The sequence below is a fragment of the Brevundimonas sp. GW460-12-10-14-LB2 genome (genome assembly GCF_001636925.1).
Classification (GTDB): Bacteria; Pseudomonadota; Alphaproteobacteria; order Caulobacterales; family Caulobacteraceae; genus Brevundimonas; species Brevundimonas vesicularis.
This window is the reverse complement of the sequence record NZ_CP015511.1, coordinates 2457782-2474512: the sequence shown is the minus strand read 5'-3', so window position 1 is coordinate 2474512 and position 16731 is coordinate 2457782. Positions and strand designations below refer to the sequence as shown.

Genomic DNA, 16731 nt, shown 5'->3' with positions numbered 1-16731 from the left:
ACGTAGGCCTGCCCCGGCGCAAGGTCAAGATTTGCGCCTCTTGCCGCGCTTTACGCCTTGCCTGGTAGGGCGCGCGGTTTGCGGTGCTCGTCGATGGCGACATAGGTGAAGACGCCCTGGGTCACGCGCACCGAAGCGGCCTGGGGCTGGCCCCGCGCCCGCTTCCACGCCTCGACCTGGACGCGGATGGAGGTGCGGCCCGAGCCGATGACATGGGCGTAGATGCTGACCTCGTCGCCGACCGAGACGGGCTGGTGAAACACCATGCCGTCCAACGCCACGGTGGCGCAGCGCCCGCAGGCCAGTTCGAACGCCGGAGTCGCGCCTGCAAGGTCCATCTGCGCCAGCAGCCAGCCGCCGAAGATGTCGCCCTCGGGGTTGGTGTCGGCGGGCATGGCGATGATGCGACCGACGGGCTGATCTTCGGGCGGATACTCGGGGGCGTCGGACATGGAAGGGCCTGCAGTTCGGGGAGGCGGGCTCTCTAGCGCGGCTTCGGCGGCTTGTCGCCCTTAAGCGCCTTGGGACGTGTGGCCTGTGGCACGGACAGGGTCAGACGCGATGTGCGAAAAGCCTGCGCATCGCGCAAGGCGCGCCAGGCGGCACCCAGTTCCATGGCGGTCAGCAGATGTTCTTGGGTGAGGACGGTGCGCCGAGACGCCCGCAAGGTCGCGACATCGGCCATCAGACGCGCAGCGGCCTGCACATCGTCGCGGTCCGACCTCGCGCCCAAATCCTCGAGGCGGGCGAAACGCCAGCCCTGTTCGGGCGGATAGCGCAGGGCCAGGGCGAAGCGTTCTGACGGCTCGATTTGGCGGGCTATGAAAACCCAGTCCGCCGTGTCGGGATCGCGGCGATAATGGCCCGGCTGCGTTGGAAGGCCGGCCTGGGCGTAGATTTCCAGCGCCCCGGCTTCGATTTCCGCCAAGGCCAGGCTCAAGGCGTCACGTTCTTCCGGCTTAAGCTCGGTCGGCCGATCGAACGGGTCGATCGTGTCCTCGGCGGGTGCAGCCGGTGACTTGCGTGAAAACAGTCCCGAAAGCAGCGCCCGCCGTCTGGCCATGACGTCAGTTGTTGTTGAGCGTGCTGGTCACCGACACGTCATAGACGACGCGGGTCAGGCTCTGAACGACCTCGAAGAACTTGCGCATCTCCGCGGCGCCGGCCAGGGGCACATAGATCACGTCCTCGGGCATGACCTCCATGTTGGTGGCGGCGAAGACATTGGCGGCGTCGCTGAAATCCAGCTCATAGACGACCGGCACGCCGCGCGGGGTGGCCGGCTGATTGATCCCCAGCGCCTGGGCCACCTCGGGACGTTCGAAGCGGAAGATCAGAACGCGACGTGCATTGGCCGTATTGGTGTTCAGGCCGCCGACCTTGGACAGGGCGCCGGTCAGGGTCACGGGACCGGCCGGCATATCGACCTGGGCCACGGCGTTCAGGCCGCCGAAGGTCGAGAAACGACGGGGCTTGTACTGAACATTGACCACGTCGCCGCGCTGCAGACGCACGTTCTCGCCGAACTCGGTTGTCACCGCCGACAGGGGCGCGGTGTAGGTGCGGCCCTCGCGCTGGATCGAGATGGTCAGGTCGTCGGTGGTGCGGGCCGAGCCGCCGGCCGCAGCGATCACGTCCAGGATACGGTCGCTGTTGACGCCCAGCGGCGCACGACCCGGCTGGCGCACGTCGCCCAGCACGTTGACCGTGTTGGAGGCATTGCCGGCGATGGACACCAGCACCTGCGGATTGGCGACCTTGCCGACCAAAGCGCGCCGGATCGCGGCGGCCGCCTGGGTCGATGTCAGGCCCTGAACACGAACCTGGCCGCCGAAAGGAATGGTCACTGAGCCGCTGCGATCGACAGTCGCGCCGGGAAGGGCCTGGTTGCCGCCCGACAACGTTGTGTTCGTGCGGCTTGACGAGGATCCGGCGCCCAGGGTTCCTCCGAACAGGGCACCCGACGGGTCGAAGATCGAGATCGCCAGGGTGTCGCCCTCGCCGATCACGTCTGCAGGCTGATCGCTCGATCCTGCGGCGAGGGTGCCGAAGAACTGCGGCGGAACCTGCTTCATCCGCTCAGTCGCTTCGAAGGTCAGCGGCACCAACGCATAGCTGCCCAGAGCCGAGGCGGTCGTAGCCCCGGCGTTGACCGAGGCGCCCGAGGGCCCGTCGCGAGGCAGTGTGGAGCAGCCGCCGAGAATGGCGACAATTGCAAGCGGCAGAATGGTGCGCGTCATGAAGCTGGATAGCCCTCGTTCGCGGATTGATTACAAGCCTTTGGGCGCGCTCGCCAGTGGCGAAACGGGCTGAAGGCCGATGGCGTCGGCGACGATGCGGAAATGCTCTGTCCAAGACGGCGCCTGGTAGGAGGGGGGCGGTATCGGCGCCGCCTTGGTCGTCCGCTCGATGGCGGCCAGCCAGCCGAGGCCATCGAGCGGATCGATCAGTTCGGCGTTCGGCGTCAATTCGCGGTGCGGCGGGATGTCGGAGGCGATCAGCGACAGGCCCATGGCGCACGCCTCTACGGCGGGCAGGTCGAAGCCTTCGACGGACGAGGGGGCGAGTATGGCGCGGGCCCCGCGCATCAGCCGCGCCAACATGGCGTCGGACAGGTTGGAGGCCTGGTGGACGACCCCTTGCAGATTGGGCGAGCGCTGCAGATGATCCAGCACCGCCTCATTCTCCCAGCCATAGCGACCGACCAGCACCAGGCACGGCGTCTGATCGCCCATCCGTTCTTCCAGTCGCCGCCATAGGGTCAGCAGCAGAGCCAGATTCTTGCGCGCCTCGATCGTGCCGACGTGGACGAAATAGGGACGCGGCGCCTCAATCGCGTCGCCGGCGACGAAGGCCGGCTCGAGCCCGAGGTGGGCGACGTGGACCGGCGGCAGAGGCAGGCCCTCGCGCTCGGCGAAGGCGCGGAGTTCATCGCCCGTGTAGGCGGAGTTGACGATGATCCGGCTGGCCAGGCGCAGGGTGTTGGAGACCCGCGCATGGTGTTTGTCGCCATCGCCGGGTCGGCAGAACTCAGGGTGGGTGACGGGGATCAGATCGTGCAACAGCACGACGCGTTCGATCCCGGCGGCCTTCAATTCTTCCAACGCCGTCGGCTCATGCAGGGTGGTGTGGCCGACGGTCAGATACAGGTTGGCCTGCGGGAGCGGGGCGACGTGGCGTGAACGGAAGAACTGTTTGAACACCCGCGTCTTGTCGGCGGGCTTCTCCTTCTCGGGGGGGGGCGCAGGGCACAGCACCGAGGCGGTCGGCCGTCGTTCCGCTGTCAGGGCGGCGATCAGCCGCTGTTCGTGCGCCAAATCGGCCGCCGAGCTGGCGGCGCCGTTCCACTTGGCGCGCAGGTCGGCCACGAACCGCCGGAACCAGCCGATCTCGACCGCGACCAGCCGGTTCTTGCGGCCACGCACCGGGATGGTCGTGATATCGGGCGAGGCCAGCAGCCATTCGGCATAGGCCAGACACACCCGGTCCACGCCTGTCGGCGCTGACCGTTCGGCCCGGCTCATCAGCCGGCTGGCGTCGTAGAGAATGCGCATACTAGGCGACGTAGCCGGCCTGCATCAGTTCGGCGATATGGACGATGGCCGTGGGCTTGCCGTCCTCGACGACGAACAGATTGGCGATCTTGTTGGCGGTCAACAGATCGACGACGTCGCTCATGCGCGCATCCGGGTCCACGGTGATGGGGTTGGCGCCCATGATATCGGCCGCCGTAAGATGGGTGGTGTCGCGCTGGAACGCACGGCGCAGGTCGCCGTCGGTGACAATGCCAGCCAGCGCGCCATCGGCGTTCAGAACGGCCACCGCGCCCTTTCGACCTTCGGTGATCGCCGAGACCACATCGCCGAAGCTGGCGTTCAACGGGACGCTGGCCGGGACGGCGGCATTGTCGCCCATCCATTCGCGCACGCTTTGCAAGCTCATGCCCAGGGCGCCGCCGGGGTGGTGCAAGCCAAAGTCCATGGCCGTGAACTCGCGGCGATCCATCAGCACCATGGCCAGGGCGTCGCCCAGGGCCAGGGTCATCAGGGTAGAGGTGGTGGGCGCCAAGCCGTTGGGGCAGGCCTCGGCCACCTTCGGCATGGTCAGGCAGACAGCCGCGTTTCGACCTAGGAAGCTAGCCGGCCGCTGCGTGATGGCGATCACGGGAATGCCGTTGCGCTGGCAATAGATCAGCGGATCGCGCAGCTCGCGGCTCTCGCCCGAATTGGAGATGGCCAGCACCGTCACGTCGGGACGAAGCATCCCCAGATCGCCGTGGCTCATCTCGGCCGGGTGGACGAAAAAGGCGTTGGTGCCGGTGGAGGCCAGTGTGGCGGCGATCTTGCCGCCGATATGGCCCGACTTGCCCATGCCGGTGACGACGACATAGCCCGGCCGGCTCATGATGACATCCACCGCGCGGGCCAGCGAAACGTCGATCGAGCGTTCCAGCGCCTCCAGCGCTTCGATGTTCAGGCGCACGACCTCACGGGCGCGGTCGGTCATCACGGCGATGTCGTCGGGGGTCGAGTGAGCGATCTCGGTCATAGTGTTCTGGCCCGCAGCCGGGCTCTCCTTCTTTGACGAGCGCGATCCGCCATGAGTGCGTTTCGCGCGCCGCCTCCCTTTCAGACGACTTTGTCGGTTTCTGGTCAACCTTTGCCGCTCTGGCGCGTTACGCCGACCGGGGAACTAAAACAAAGAGTTTGATCGTCAATGCCGTCTCATGCCGGAGCCGCTTCGCTATTGCTCCCGACACCGCCCGTGGTCGCCGACGGGATCGCGCTGTTCCTGGACATGGACGGCGTGTTGGCCCCTATGGCGCCGACCCCCGATGCGGTGGTGCCGACCGCCCGTCGTACGGCGGCGCTGAAGGCTGTCGAGGCGCGACTTGCGGGCCGCGTCGCTATCGTAAGCGGCCGCACCCTCGCCGAGATCGACCGCATTTCCGATCATGCCCTTGTTTCGGGCTCGGGCGTGCATGGCCTGGAGCGGCGTCTGAAGGACGGCTCGATCGAGCGCAAGGTCGCCGATGCGGGCGTCGCCCAGGCGCTGGGCGCCTTCGAGGCGTTCGCAGCCGACCGGCCGGGCGTGATCGTCGAGGACAAGGGCGTGTCTGTCGGCCTGCACTATCGTCAGGCCCCGGACGAAGCGCGCGCCGCCAAGGATATTGCGGCCGAGCTTCAGTCCGAAACGGGACTGACGCTCCAACCCGGTCATATGGTGCTGGAGCTGAAGACGCCCGGCGCCGATAAGGGCACGGCCGTCACGGCCTTCATGCAGGAGGCGCCGTTCAAGGGTGCGGTCCCGGTCATGCTGGGCGACGACCTGACCGACGAATACGGGTTCGAGGCTGCGTCGGCGCTGGGCGGATACGGCGTGCTGGTCGGCCCCGAGCGCGAGACGGCGGCCCGATACCGGCTGGACGATGTGGATACTGTGCTCACCTGGCTTGAAGCCGTAGCGAAGGCCTGAACCGATGAAGCCCAATCTGGATCTGTTTCCCATCGGCAACTGCGGCGTCAGCGCCCTGATCGACCGTCAGGGGCGTTTCGTCTGGGCCTGCGCGCCGCGGGTGGACGGCGACCCGGTGTTTTCCGCCCTGATGGATGGCATGGCGCCCGAGCATGGCTTCTGGGCCATCGAGATGGAGGATGTGAAGTCGATCGATCAGGCCTATGTCCGCAACACGCCGGTTCTGCGCACGGTGATGACGGCCGAGGACGGATCGTCAGCCGAGATCATAGATTTCGCCCCGCGTCATCCGAAGCACTCGCGCACCTATCGGCCGCTGGCTTTCGCCCGCATCGTGCGGCCGCTGTCGGGCACGCCGCGCATCCGTGTGCGGTTGCGGCCATCGACGGACTGGGGCGCGCGCCGGGCGCCGCACACCTCCGGATCCAACCACATCCGCTATATGTGCGCCGACGTCACCTTCCGCCTGACGACCGATTGTCCCGTGTCGCATGTGCTGGAGGAGCGCGTGTTCCGGCTGGAGCGGTCGCACGCCTTCTTCCTGGGTCCAGACGAGGGCTACGACCAGGATGTCGGCCACGGCGTTCAGGGCGCGCTGGATCGCACGGTGGCCTATTGGCAGGACTGGGTGCGCAAACTCTATCTGCCGCTCGACTATCAGGAGGCAGTGATCCGCGCGGCGATCACGCTGAAGCTGTGCGCCTATGAAGAGACCGGCGCCATTGTCGCCGCCATGACGACCTCGGTGCCCGAGTTCAAGGAGAGCGGGCGCAACTGGGACTATCGCTACTGCTGGATCCGCGACGCCTATTACACGGTGCGGGCGCTGAACCGGTTGGGCGCGGTCGACATCCTCGAGAACTACCTCGTCTATCTGAGAAACCTGGTCGACGATTCCGCCGGCGGACATGTCCAGCCGGTTTACGGCGTTGGCCTAGAGCCCGGAATCGGCGAGAGCATCATCGACAGCGTCGAGGGCTACCGCGGCATGAAGCCGGTGCGGATCGGCAATCAGGCGCACGAACATCTGCAACACGACGTCTACGGACAGATCGTGCTGCCTCTGGTTCAGGCCTTCTATGACGCACGGCTGCTGCGTCCCGGCACGCTGGAGGATTTCCACGCGCTGGAGGCGATCGGCGAGCGAGCCTTCGCCATGCACGATCAGACCGACGCGGGGCTGTGGGAGTTCCGCACCATTGCGAGGGTCCACACCTATTCGTCCGTCATGTGCTGGGCCGCCTGCGATCGTCTGGCCAAGGCGGCGGAACATCTGAACCTGCCGGATCGGGCCGCCTTCTGGCGTGAGCGCGCGCAGATCATCCGTCAGCGGATCGAAGCCGAGGCCTATCTGCCCGACGAGGGTCGATTCGCCGCCAGCTTCGGCGGCCGCGAGCTGGACGCTTCTCTGCTGCAGATGACCGATCTGGGCTTCCTGGAGGCGCACGATCCGCGTCAGGTCGCCACCTTCGACGCCATCGAGCGCGATCTGAAGAAGGGCAGCCACCTGTTCCGCTATGTGGAGCCGGACGACTTCGGCGAGCCGGAGACCGCCTTCAACTTCTGCACCTTCTGGTTCATCGAAGCCCTGCACCAGAACGGCCGCATCGAGGAAGCCCGCACCATCTTCCAGGAGATGCTGAGCCGGCGGACGGCTGCAGGGTTGTTGAGTGAGGACATCTCCATCGACGATGGCGAGCTGTGGGGCAACTATCCGCAGACCTATTCCTTGGTCGGCATCATCAATTGCGCCGTGCTGTTGAGCCGTTCGTGGACCGATGTGCGTTAATGTCTGGACCCCGGGGCTGGGGTCGCCGTGTGAAGTGAAGTCATGAGCCGCCTGATCGTTGTTTCGAACCGGGTTTCGGCCCCGACCGACCCCGCCGCCGGGTCCGCCGGCGGTCTGGCGATGGCCCTGTCCGCCGCCCTTAGAAAATACGACGGCCTGTGGTTCGGCTGGTCCGGCGAGCGGGTGGACCACTACACCGGCGAGGTGAAGATCGAAGACCGGGCCGGCGTCACTGTGGGGCTCGTCGATCTGGAGGGGCAGGACGTCGATGAATACTACAACGGCTACGCCAACAAGACGCTGTGGCCGCTTTTCCACCACCGCATCGACCTGGCCCAGTATGAGCGGTCCTATGGCGAGGGCTATGAGCGGGTGAACCGGCGTTTCGCCGAGGCGCTGGCGCCGTTGATCCAGTCCGACGACATGATCTGGATTCACGATTATCACATGATCCCGATGGCGCGGGATCTGCGCCGCCTGGGCGTGCGCAACCGGATCGGCTTCTTCCTGCATACGCCGTGGCCGGCGCGACAGTTGCTGGTGACCCTGCCGCATCACCGGCGGCTGGTGGAATCGATGTTCGACTTCGACCTGATCGGTTTCCACACCCAGGAATGGAGCGATCTGTTCACCGACTATGTGGTGTCCGAGGCCCAGGGCGAGTTGGACGGGACCGGCGGGCTGGAGTGTTTCGGTCGCAAGGTCCAGACCGGCGTCTTCCCCATCGGCATTGATGTCGACGGTTTCCTGGCGGCGCGAAACTCGGCGCTTGGGGCGCGAACCTATGACCGGATGGCGGCGTCGTCGGCCTTCCGCTCGATGATCGTGGGGGTGGACCGGCTGGACTATTCCAAAGGGCTGGAAGAGCGGCTGCTGGGTTACGAGCAGTTCCTGCACGACAACGCGTCAATGCGGGGCGAGGTCTTCCTGTTGCAGGTCACGCCGATCTCGCGCGACGACGTGGACAGCTATCAGGATATTCGTTCGCGGCTGGACGCCCTGGCGGGACGGATCAACGGCGCCTTTGCCGACATGGACTGGCAGCCGATCCGTTATCTGAACCGCACCTATCGCCGGGATCAACTGGCGGGCATCTACCGCGCGGCGCGGGTGGGGCTGGTGACGCCGTTGCGTGACGGCATGAATCTGGTGGCCAAGGAATATGTCTGCGCCCAGAACCCGGACGATCCCGGCGTGCTGATCCTGTCGCGCTTCGCCGGCGCGGCCGAACAGATGGGTGAGGCGCTGCTGGTCAATCCCTACAGTCGCGAAGAGCTGTCGGACGCCATCCAGAAGGCGCTGACCATGCCGCTGGCCGAGCGTATCCGGAAATGGGAAGCCCTGATGGATGTGGTTCGCGCGACCGATGTCGGCATCTGGCGCGATGATTTCGTGCGCGCCCTGCAAGCCGATGAATCGACCTCGCAACCGACGCAGTGGGCCGGCGCGGCCTGACGCCTAGTGGAGGTCGAAGGCCAGCATCAGGGTGCGCTGGGCCGGATTGAAGTTGTCGTCGGACAGGATGTAGAGCCGGGTCCTGCCGTTTCGCATCTCTGCGGCGATACCCTCGAAATTGTCGGTCGTGCCGGGCAGTTTCAGCTCGATCAGCACCGGCCCCAGCGTTCCGTCAGGGGTCATGCGGCGCACGCGCGCGCGCATGTCGATGGGCGCCCGGTACAGGCGCTGGACCACGAACCATCCGGCGCCGGACGGATCGCGATCCAGGCCGGTGATGCGGTATTCGCTGTCGGGGATGGGGGTTGCAGGCGGCGCGCTGACGACCGTGCATCTCGCCGCTGCGCAGTCCCAGACGCCGCCCGCCTCGCCAGAGACGCGCCAGCCGCCCGGCGCAATGGCCAACCCCTCCATCCCGTCGTTCTCGGTGAAGGCGAAGTCTGGCGACCGCACCGGCGACGGCTGAGTCTTCAGCGCCGACGGGGGGCCGTAGTTCCAGATCCGGTGACGCCGCTCGAAACTGACCAGCAGATCGCCGGAGGGGGTGATGGTCAGGCCCTCGGCGTCGCCGTCCGACTTGTCAGAAATCGCGGCGCCGTCTTGAAGCGTCAGCCGGCGCGAGCGGAAGTGATCCAGGCCAGCCAGCCGCCCCCCGGCATCCAGGCGAATGTCGCCGCGCACCAGATCACCGGTGTCTGACACCGTGACGAAACCGCCGTCGCCGGTCAGTTTCAGGTCCGACAGGCTGTGCAGCGGGGAGGTCGAGGCGGCGCTGATCTGCAGGCCGCCGGCGAACGTCACGCCGTCAGCCAACTGCGTGCCGCCGGGCAAGCCCAGACTGACGCTTCGCAGTTCCGCGACCTGGGGCGTCCAGCCGTCCGACGACAACGGATAGGGACGCGGCGCACCCAGCGAGGCGGCGCAGGCCGACAGCGACAGGGCGATCCAGACACTGGCCAGCCGGCCGAAACGGCTCATGCCGCCAGCCTTCGCTTGGCGCGACGGGTGGGACCCGCCGCCCCCTCGTTCTCGAACAATTCGGCCAGCTTCTCGGTCATGGCGCCCGCCAACTGCTCCACGTCCACGATGGTCAGGGCCTTGCGATACCAGCGGGTCACGTCGTGGCCGATGCCGATCGCCAGCAGTTCGACCGGCGAGCGATCCTCGATCTCTGCGATCACCTGGCGCAGGTGCTTGTCCAGATAGAGGGCCGCATTCGCCGACTGGGTCGAATCGTCGACCGGCGAACCGTCGGAAATGACCATCAGGATGCGGCGCTGTTCGGTGCGGGCCAGCAGGCGACCGTGGGCCCATTGCAGGGCCTCGCCGTCGATGTTTTCCTTCAGAAGACCTTCGCGCATCATCAGGCCCAGGTTCTTCTTGGCCCGGCGCCAAGGCGCGTCGGCGGCCTTGTAGATGATGTGGCGCAGGTCGTTCAGGCGGCCCGGATTTTGCGGCTTGCCGGCGGTGATCCAGGCCTCGCGACTTTGTCCGCCCTTCCAGGCGCGGGTGGTGAAGCCCAGAATTTCGACCTTCACCCCACAACGTTCCAGCGTTCGCGCCAGGATGTCGGCGCAGACCGCCGCCACCATGATCGGCCGCCCGCGCATCGAGCCGGAGTTGTCCAGCAGCAGGGTCACGACCGTATCGCGGAACGCGCTTTCGCTCTCGGCCTTGAACGACAGGGGGGCGGTCGGGTCGGTGACGATCCGGGTCAGCCGCGCCGTGTCCAGCATTCCCTCTTCCAGATCGAAGACCCAGGAGCGGTTCTGCTGCGCCAGCAGGCGCCGTTGCAGCTTGTTGGCCAGGCGCGACACGACGCTGGACAGGATGGCCAGCTGGCCGTCCAGCAGGGCGCGCAGCCGGTCCAGCTCGACCGGGTCGCACAGGTCGGCGGCGTCCACCACCTCGTCGAAGGCGGTGGTGAAGACGCGGTAGAAATCGACCGCGCGACCGTCGTCGGCCGTCTGCTGACGGTTCGGCTGCTGGCCTTCCTGAAGTTCCGGGCCATCGTCGGCGCCTTCGCCGTCGGGATCGGCCGGCGCGCCTTCGGGGCGACTTTCGCGCTCTTGCTCGGAAGACTGATCGTCGGCGTCGCCCTCCATCGACTGGGAGCCTTCGCCGCCGTCCTGCTCTTCCTGCTCGTCCTGATCGTCGTCGGCCGCAGGGTCCTGAGGATCGGGCTCCTCGTCGCCGGGATCTTCGGACGTATCTTCGCCGCGCCCGTCGCCGGGATCGAGGTCCAGCGCGCGCAGCACCTCGCGCATCTTCAGTGCAAAGCCTTCCTGATCGCCCGCCGTTCCGGCCAGGGCGTCCAGCTTGGCGCCCGCCTTGGCCTCGATGTTGGCGCGCACCAGATCCAGCATGGCCCGGGCGCCGTCGGGGGCGGGGCGCCCGGTCAGCCGCTCGCGCACCAGCAGGGCCACGGCCTCGGACACGGGCACGCGGTCGGCGTCGCTGATCCGCAGGGCGCCGGTCTTTTCCAGTCGCGTGATCAGGGCGGCGCCCAGATTGTCGCGCACTCCGGCAAGATGTTCAGAACCGAAGGCCTCAACGCGCGCCTGTTCGACCGCATCGAACACCTCAGCCGCCTTGGCGTCCGCTGGCCGCATCCGGCTGTTCACCGCCGCATCGTGATTGGCTAGACGCAGCGCCAGCCGGTCGGCCTGGCCGCGCAAGGACGCGCTCTCGGGCCCGGACGGATCGCGCGGCGGATGGGGCAGAGTCAGGACGCCGTTCGACAGTTTGGGCCCGTCGGACCCGAACACAACCTCAAGCTCGGGCTGCTCGGCCAGCGCCCGCGCGGCATGACCCAGCGCGCGCTTGAAGGTTTCGGCGGGAGTATCCGGGGCGGCCATGGCCCTCAGTTAATCGCTTCGCGCCTGCGATAAAAGCGCCGTCAGCCGCCTTTTGAAATCGGCACCCGACGGCCGTAGGTCAGACAGCGCCAAACCCACTCCAGCGGCCCCATGCTGAACCGCGACAACCACAGTGGCGACCAGATCAGTTGCAGCGCCCAGACCGCCACGACCAGGCCCCACATCTGCACATAGTCGGCCCGTCCGAACAGGCGCGGCCCCCACGGCATGTAGAAGATCGACGTCATGATCAGGGTCTGGGTCAGATAGTTGGTGAAGGCCATCTGTCCCACCGGCCGCAGCGCCGCCGTGATCCACGCCAGCCCCCGGGTCGTCGCCAGCACGATCAGGCTGACATAGGCCAAGGTGACGAAGACGGGGAAGGAGGCGACGACCTCCGCAAGGCCGCGCGTCGGGTGGGTTCCGGCCGGGGCCATGGCCTCGCGCCACTCCAGCACGCCCAGCAGGGCCAGTACGGCGCCGCCGACAGCGATCAAGGCGACATAGACCCCGTTGGGCGCCCGGCCGCTGAATACGCCGGCCTTGAACAGGCCCAGACCCAGCATCATCAGGGCCACGGTCGAGAAGACGAACATGGTCAGGCTGGCGCCCTGCAGCAGCAGCCAGTTCTGCAGGTTCTGGCCCATCGCCCCGGTCCAGCCGCTGCGATAGGCGGCGATCGACTCCGTCACCATGCCGGCGGTGTAATGCGGCCCGCCCTGGTTCATCGCCTCGGTGATCGCCGGCGGCCCGGCGACCATCAGCCAGGTCGCGCCCGCCTGCATCGCGCCCAGCAACAGGGTCACGCCCAGGCCGATCCCGATCAGCGTTCCGGCCCGCATCGACCGCATCAGCATCACGAACAGGCCGGACCAGGCGTAGAGCAGCAGCACGTCGCCATACCAGAAGGCCAGGCCGTGGATCAGGGCGATGACGGCCAGCCAGAACAGGCGGCGCCGCAGCAGTTTGCCACGCGCCGCATCGTCCCGCTCGCCCCCGACCAGATAGATCGAGGCCCCGAACAGCATCGAAAACAGGGTGATGAACTTCTGATGGAAGAAGACGTCCATCGTCCAGCGCGCCACGGCGTTCGCGCCGGTGACTGGAAACGGGCTCAGGCTCGCATCCTGATAGACCATGACCGGCAGGCCGAACGAGACGACATTGACCGCCAGGATGCCCAGCACCGCTAGGCCCCGCATGACGTCCAGGCTGGCGATGCGCGAGGTCGCCGCTACAGGCGACAGGATCTCCGCCGCATCCTTGTCCGTGTCGTCAATGGTCATTCTCGGATCCCCCAATCCTCGAACTCAGGCGTCAGGCGCGAATGCCAACCCTGCTTCTCAGCTTTTGGGCATCAGGCCCAGTCTGTCCTTGACCGCCGGTCGAGCCTCGAAGGCGATGAAGGCGGCGCACAACCCGGCCCACAGGGCGTAGCTTACGCCCACGATCATGGCGATGGGCAGGCCGCCGACGCCGAAGATCAGCAGGGTGGTCTCGGTCGCACCCAGGGCCTGCATCACATCGCCGGCCTCGAACCAGCCCATCACGCTCATGGCCAGGGCGACGACGATCTGGACCAGGGCCGCCGCCAGGCCGCCGTACATCATGAAGCGCCAGACGACGCCCAGTCGTGTGCCGGGTCGCCCGTCGAGCTTGCGCTCGTTCAGCACGCGATACAGCGCCAGCGGCACGGTGATCAGGCCGATCAGCATCACCACCAGCCGCCAGTCCATGTCGCGACCCGGCAGATAGGCGTGCGGCCGCCAGAAGGGCAGGGTCAACCAAAGGGGGGGCCAGGCCGCGCCGGCCAGGCAGGCCAGAATCCGAGGCTTCCGCCCAGGCCGCGCAGCGATGGTCGCCTGACCGGGCAGGTCGGAATAGCTCTCGAACCGGCTCATCGCGTCGGCGCCGGCGCAGCGCCGGAATAGTCATAGAAGCCGCGGCCGCTCTTCCTGCCCAGCCAGCCGGCCTCGACATATTTCACCAGCAGGGGGCAAGGGCGGTATTTGCTGTCGGCCAGGCCGTCATACAGCACGTTCATGATGGCCAGGACGACGTCCAGACCCATGAAATCGGCCAGCTCCAGCGGGCCCATCGGATGATTGGCGCCCAGGCGCAGCGCCTTGTCGATCGAGGCGACGTTGCCGACGCCTTCGTACAGGGCGAAGATCGCCTCGTTCATCATCGGCACCAGGATACGGTTGACGATGAAGGCGGGAAAATCCTCGGCGTCCGTAGTCGTCTTGCCCAGGCTCTCGGCGAAGGCGACGGCGGCGGAATGGGTCTCGGCCGAGGTGGCGATGCCGCGGATGATCTCAACCAGCTTCATCACCGGCGCCGGCTTCATGAAGTGCAGGCCAACAAACCGGTCCGGCCGGTCTGTCGAAGACGCAAGGCGCGTGATCGAGATCGACGAGGTGTTGGACGCCAACAGGGTCTGCGGCCCCAGGTGCGGCACGACCTCGGCATAGATGGCCTTCTTGACGGCCTCGTCTTCCAGCGCCGCCTCGATGACCAGATCGGCGCCGGCGACGGCCTCGGCCATTCCGTCGCTGGTCGTGATGCGGGTCAGGGCCGCATCGGCGGCGGCCTGATCGACCAGGCCGCGGCCGACGTGACGCGCCAGGCTGGCCGCGATCTCGCCCTGCGCCATCGGCAACCGGTCGGCGACGACGTCATAAAGGCGAACCGAATAGCCCCCGAGCGCGACCGCCTGCGCGATGCCTGCGCCCATCTGTCCGGCGCCCAGAATGGCGACTGTGGTGATCGTGGTCATGAACCGTGGTCGAAAGTGGTCGGGCGGGCACCTTTAGAAAGGAAGGCGCGCGGCGCAAGAGCGGATCAACCCTCTCGCATCAGATTTCCGCCCGCCGTGTCGCCTCAGCCGAGCAACTGGATCAGGGCCGGCGCCGCCGTGCGGTTGAACAGCACGCTGATGAACTGCAGCAGCAGGATCACCACGATGGGCGAGATGTCGATGCCGCCAAGGTTCGGAATGATGCGGCGGAACGGCTCCAGCAGGGGCGCGGTGACCCGGTCCAGGAAGGTCCCGACCGAATAGACGAAGCGGTTGCGATAGTTGACGACGTCGAACGCCACCAACCAGCTCAGAATGGCCTGGGCGATGATGAACCAGATCATCAGACTGATGATGGTGTTGATCAACCAGACGAGCGCATAGCCCATGAACGGTAACTCCTGCTTGGATCGGCGCTTCTAGCCTGTTCGCCCCTGCTCCGACAACGGCCGTATCCGACCTGCGCGCTTTGCGCGCACAAGCCCGTTGACACCACGCCCGCCCGCCTTCTATGTCCGCCACGCCTGTGAAACCCGATCCCACGCTGGAAACGGGGCCGTAGCTCAGTTGGTAGAGCGCGTCGTTCGCAATGACGAGGTCAGGGGTTCGACTCCCCTCGGCTCCACCAATCCCTGTTATTTCAAGGGGTTGGTCGGAAACAGGCGATAAATCTGACACCACGCTGCTACACACGGCTTCTAAGAGGCCGTTGAAAAAGCGTTCTCAAACAGTCAGTTCACCGTCGCGAGACTGTAGCACCACCTCGTCGCACACGCCGTCCAAACGGCCACCTCAACCGTCTCCTCGGTCAACTGATGCTCGTCGTCGGCAATCGTCTGGCCTGATCGTTCGAGGATCGACCTACTACCTTCGACTTCGTGTTCCGCGCTCATTGGCTGGGGTGATCGGCAAGACCCACGTCGTGAAGTCTCTTGGGACCGGCTATCGAGCGGATGCTATTCGTGAGGCTCGGATCGTCGCGGCAGAGTTCGAGCAGCAACGGCAAGAAATCGAAGCCCACGGCATTCAGCCTACTAACCCGACTGCACCCGAGCGTCCGAAGTTCACGCCGACGCCCCCGGCGTTGCCAGCGGATAAGACGCTTCGACAAGCGTTCGAACTGTTTCGAACCGATCCCGCGAAACAGCGCACTCGTAAGACGGACCTCCACTATCTGAACCTCATCGAGTTGACGGTCGGGCTTTGGGGCGAAAACCGCACGATCCGCTCCATCGACCGTGAGGCATCGCGCGAGCTTCTCGATGTGCTGCTCTGGTTACCCGCCAATGCCGAGAAGAAGTTCCCAAAGCTGTCGCCTCTCGCTGCTTCGAGGATGGCGAAAGAGAAGGGGCTGGCGGGAAGGCTCGCCGCTTCTGAATATCATGGCGTCAACAGCCTTGTGGCTATTGATTACGTATGGGCTGGCTCTGGCCCATTGAAACCGATCGTGGGGGATCAGCGGTTCGACTACGTGATCGCAAGCCACGTCATTGAGCATGTCCCGAATCCTATTGGGTGGTTTCGCGGCATTGCGGAGGTCGTTAGACCTGGTGGCGTGTTTAACCTCGCCATTCCAGATCAGCGGTTCACATTCGACATTGCCTGTCCGCCGAGCAGCCTCGGTGAACTGATTGAGGCTGACTTGCTGAGTTATTCGCGGCCAAGCCCACGCCAGATTTTCGACAGCTGCTATTATGGTAAGGCAGTTGATCCGGGCGAGCCGTGGCGGCGAGATGTAGATTTGGCTTCCACGCCATCATTCTCAGGTGAGATTGCAAGTCAGTTGGCTTACGATCAGGCTGTTAGGTCGCTTTCTGGCGACTATTATGACAGCCACTGCTGGGCCTTCACGCCACGCGCATTCCTTCTACTCTTGCGAGGTCTTTGCGACCTCCGTCTGTTCGATTTTATGATCAAAGATTTTCATCCCACAACTGAGGATGAGTTCGAATTTTTCTTAAGCCTCGAAAAGCCCCGACCCGAAGTTAGCCGCGAAGTTTTGCGTCTGAATCAGCTAGATCGCATCTCAGCATTACTGCTGGCCTTCGACGAGGGTAATCGGAGATTGCGGCTGTTGGCGAGCTAAGAACTATTGCAACTGCGTCGGTTGGACACCCTTGTCGGTCTGTACTTTGGCAGGAATGCCAGCGATTATTAGGTAGATAACATACAAGCCATCACAGCTTTCTACGATCTGCTCACGCAGACCGCGCACTGATAGGCAATGGCCTAGCACGCTTTCAGCAGCGCCACGCTCTTGATCGTCTGCGTCACCCGCCAAGCCGTAGCTCAGTTATTTCCCCGAATAAGTTTGAAACAGGGGGTTCAGGGCAAGATGGCGGGTCTTAGGGAGC

15 protein-coding genes and 1 tRNA gene are annotated in these 16731 nt (G+C 65.6%); 5 read left to right on the top strand and 11 right to left on the bottom strand.

Annotated elements, in window-relative coordinates; all coding sequences use genetic code 11:
- Positions 1-50: 50 nt before the first annotated feature.
- Genes A4249_RS12320 through A4249_RS12300 form a run of 5 tightly spaced genes read right to left on the bottom strand, consistent with a single transcriptional unit; the run spans position 51 to position 4548 of the window.
- Positions 51-452 carry an acyl-CoA thioesterase gene (locus A4249_RS12320; RefSeq protein WP_066553004.1) on the bottom strand — a complete coding sequence of 134 codons (402 nt, stop codon included), beginning with the start codon at positions 450-452 and terminating at the stop codon, positions 51-53.
- Positions 453-484: 32 nt separating this feature from the next.
- Positions 485-1063 carry a hypothetical protein gene (locus A4249_RS12315; RefSeq protein WP_066553002.1) on the bottom strand — a complete coding sequence of 193 codons (579 nt, stop codon included), beginning with the start codon at positions 1061-1063 and terminating at the stop codon, positions 485-487.
- 4 nt (positions 1064-1067) lie between these two features.
- Entirely contained in the window at positions 1068-2240 is a 1173-nt protein-coding gene (locus A4249_RS12310) for a polysaccharide biosynthesis/export family protein (RefSeq protein ID WP_066553000.1), read from the bottom strand.
- 30 nt (positions 2241-2270) lie between these two features.
- On the bottom strand, positions 2271-3554 hold the full coding sequence (locus A4249_RS12305; protein ID WP_066552999.1) for a glycosyltransferase family 4 protein: 1284 nt from the start codon (positions 3552-3554) through the stop codon (positions 2271-2273).
- Position 3555: 1 nt separating this feature from the next.
- On the bottom strand, positions 3556-4548 hold the full coding sequence (locus A4249_RS12300) for a KpsF/GutQ family sugar-phosphate isomerase (protein WP_066552996.1): 993 nt from the start codon (positions 4546-4548) through the stop codon (positions 3556-3558).
- 168 nt (positions 4549-4716) lie between these two features.
- Between A4249_RS12300 and otsB the strand changes: the two genes are divergently transcribed.
- From otsB to A4249_RS12285, 3 genes are read left to right on the top strand one after another with little or no spacing between them, the layout of a single operon-like run.
- Positions 4717-5475, top strand: a complete 759-nt coding sequence (gene otsB / locus A4249_RS12295; protein ID WP_231868705.1) for a trehalose-phosphatase — start codon at positions 4717-4719, stop codon at positions 5473-5475.
- Between the two features lie 4 nt (positions 5476-5479).
- Positions 5480-7264 (top strand): glycoside hydrolase family 15 protein, encoded by a 1785-nt coding sequence (locus tag A4249_RS12290; protein ID WP_066552982.1) that lies wholly within the window; start codon positions 5480-5482, stop codon positions 7262-7264.
- 42 nt (positions 7265-7306) lie between these two features.
- Positions 7307-8719 carry an alpha,alpha-trehalose-phosphate synthase (UDP-forming) gene (locus tag A4249_RS12285; protein WP_066552980.1) on the top strand — a complete coding sequence of 471 codons (1413 nt, stop codon included), beginning with the start codon at positions 7307-7309 and terminating at the stop codon, positions 8717-8719.
- Between the two features lie 3 nt (positions 8720-8722).
- Here the strand turns inward: A4249_RS12285 and A4249_RS12280 are convergent, their stop codons facing one another.
- From A4249_RS12280 to A4249_RS12255, 6 genes are all read right to left on the bottom strand, one after another.
- Complete coding sequence (locus A4249_RS12280) at positions 8723-9697, bottom strand: esterase-like activity of phytase family protein (protein WP_066552977.1); 975 nt, start codon at positions 9695-9697, stop codon at positions 8723-8725.
- Positions 9694-11577, bottom strand: coding sequence for a cobaltochelatase subunit CobT (gene cobT / locus A4249_RS12275; RefSeq protein ID WP_066552974.1), 1884 nt, complete (start codon positions 11575-11577; stop codon positions 9694-9696). Before cobT ends, A4249_RS12280 begins: the two co-directional genes overlap by 4 nt.
- Before the next feature lie 41 nt (positions 11578-11618).
- The gene (locus tag A4249_RS12270) at positions 11619-12863 is read right to left on the bottom strand and encodes a DUF418 domain-containing protein (protein WP_066552965.1); all 1245 of its coding nucleotides are present in this window, start codon (positions 12861-12863) and stop codon (positions 11619-11621) included.
- A 57-nt stretch (positions 12864-12920) separates the two neighbouring features.
- Positions 12921-13478, bottom strand: a complete 558-nt coding sequence (locus A4249_RS12265) for a phthalate transporter (RefSeq protein ID WP_066552963.1) — start codon at positions 13476-13478, stop codon at positions 12921-12923.
- The gene (locus tag A4249_RS12260; protein WP_045809911.1) at positions 13475-14356 is read right to left on the bottom strand and encodes a 3-hydroxybutyryl-CoA dehydrogenase; all 882 of its coding nucleotides are present in this window, start codon (positions 14354-14356) and stop codon (positions 13475-13477) included. The genes A4249_RS12265 and A4249_RS12260 overlap by 4 nt, the downstream gene beginning before the upstream one ends.
- Positions 14357-14460: 104 nt before the next feature.
- Positions 14461-14766, bottom strand: coding sequence for a YggT family protein (locus tag A4249_RS12255; RefSeq protein ID WP_017504977.1), 306 nt, complete (start codon positions 14764-14766; stop codon positions 14461-14463).
- A gap of 163 nt (positions 14767-14929) precedes the next feature.
- On the opposite strand from A4249_RS12255, the gene A4249_RS12250 reads away from it, so the two are divergent.
- Together A4249_RS12250 and A4249_RS12245 are read left to right on the top strand one after the other, a co-directional pair.
- Positions 14930-15005 (top strand) — tRNA-Ala (locus tag A4249_RS12250).
- A gap of 273 nt (positions 15006-15278) precedes the next feature.
- Positions 15279-16463 (top strand): class I SAM-dependent methyltransferase, encoded by a 1185-nt coding sequence (locus A4249_RS12245; protein ID WP_197458385.1) that lies wholly within the window; start codon positions 15279-15281, stop codon positions 16461-16463.
- The last annotated feature ends 268 nt before the right edge of the window (positions 16464-16731 follow it).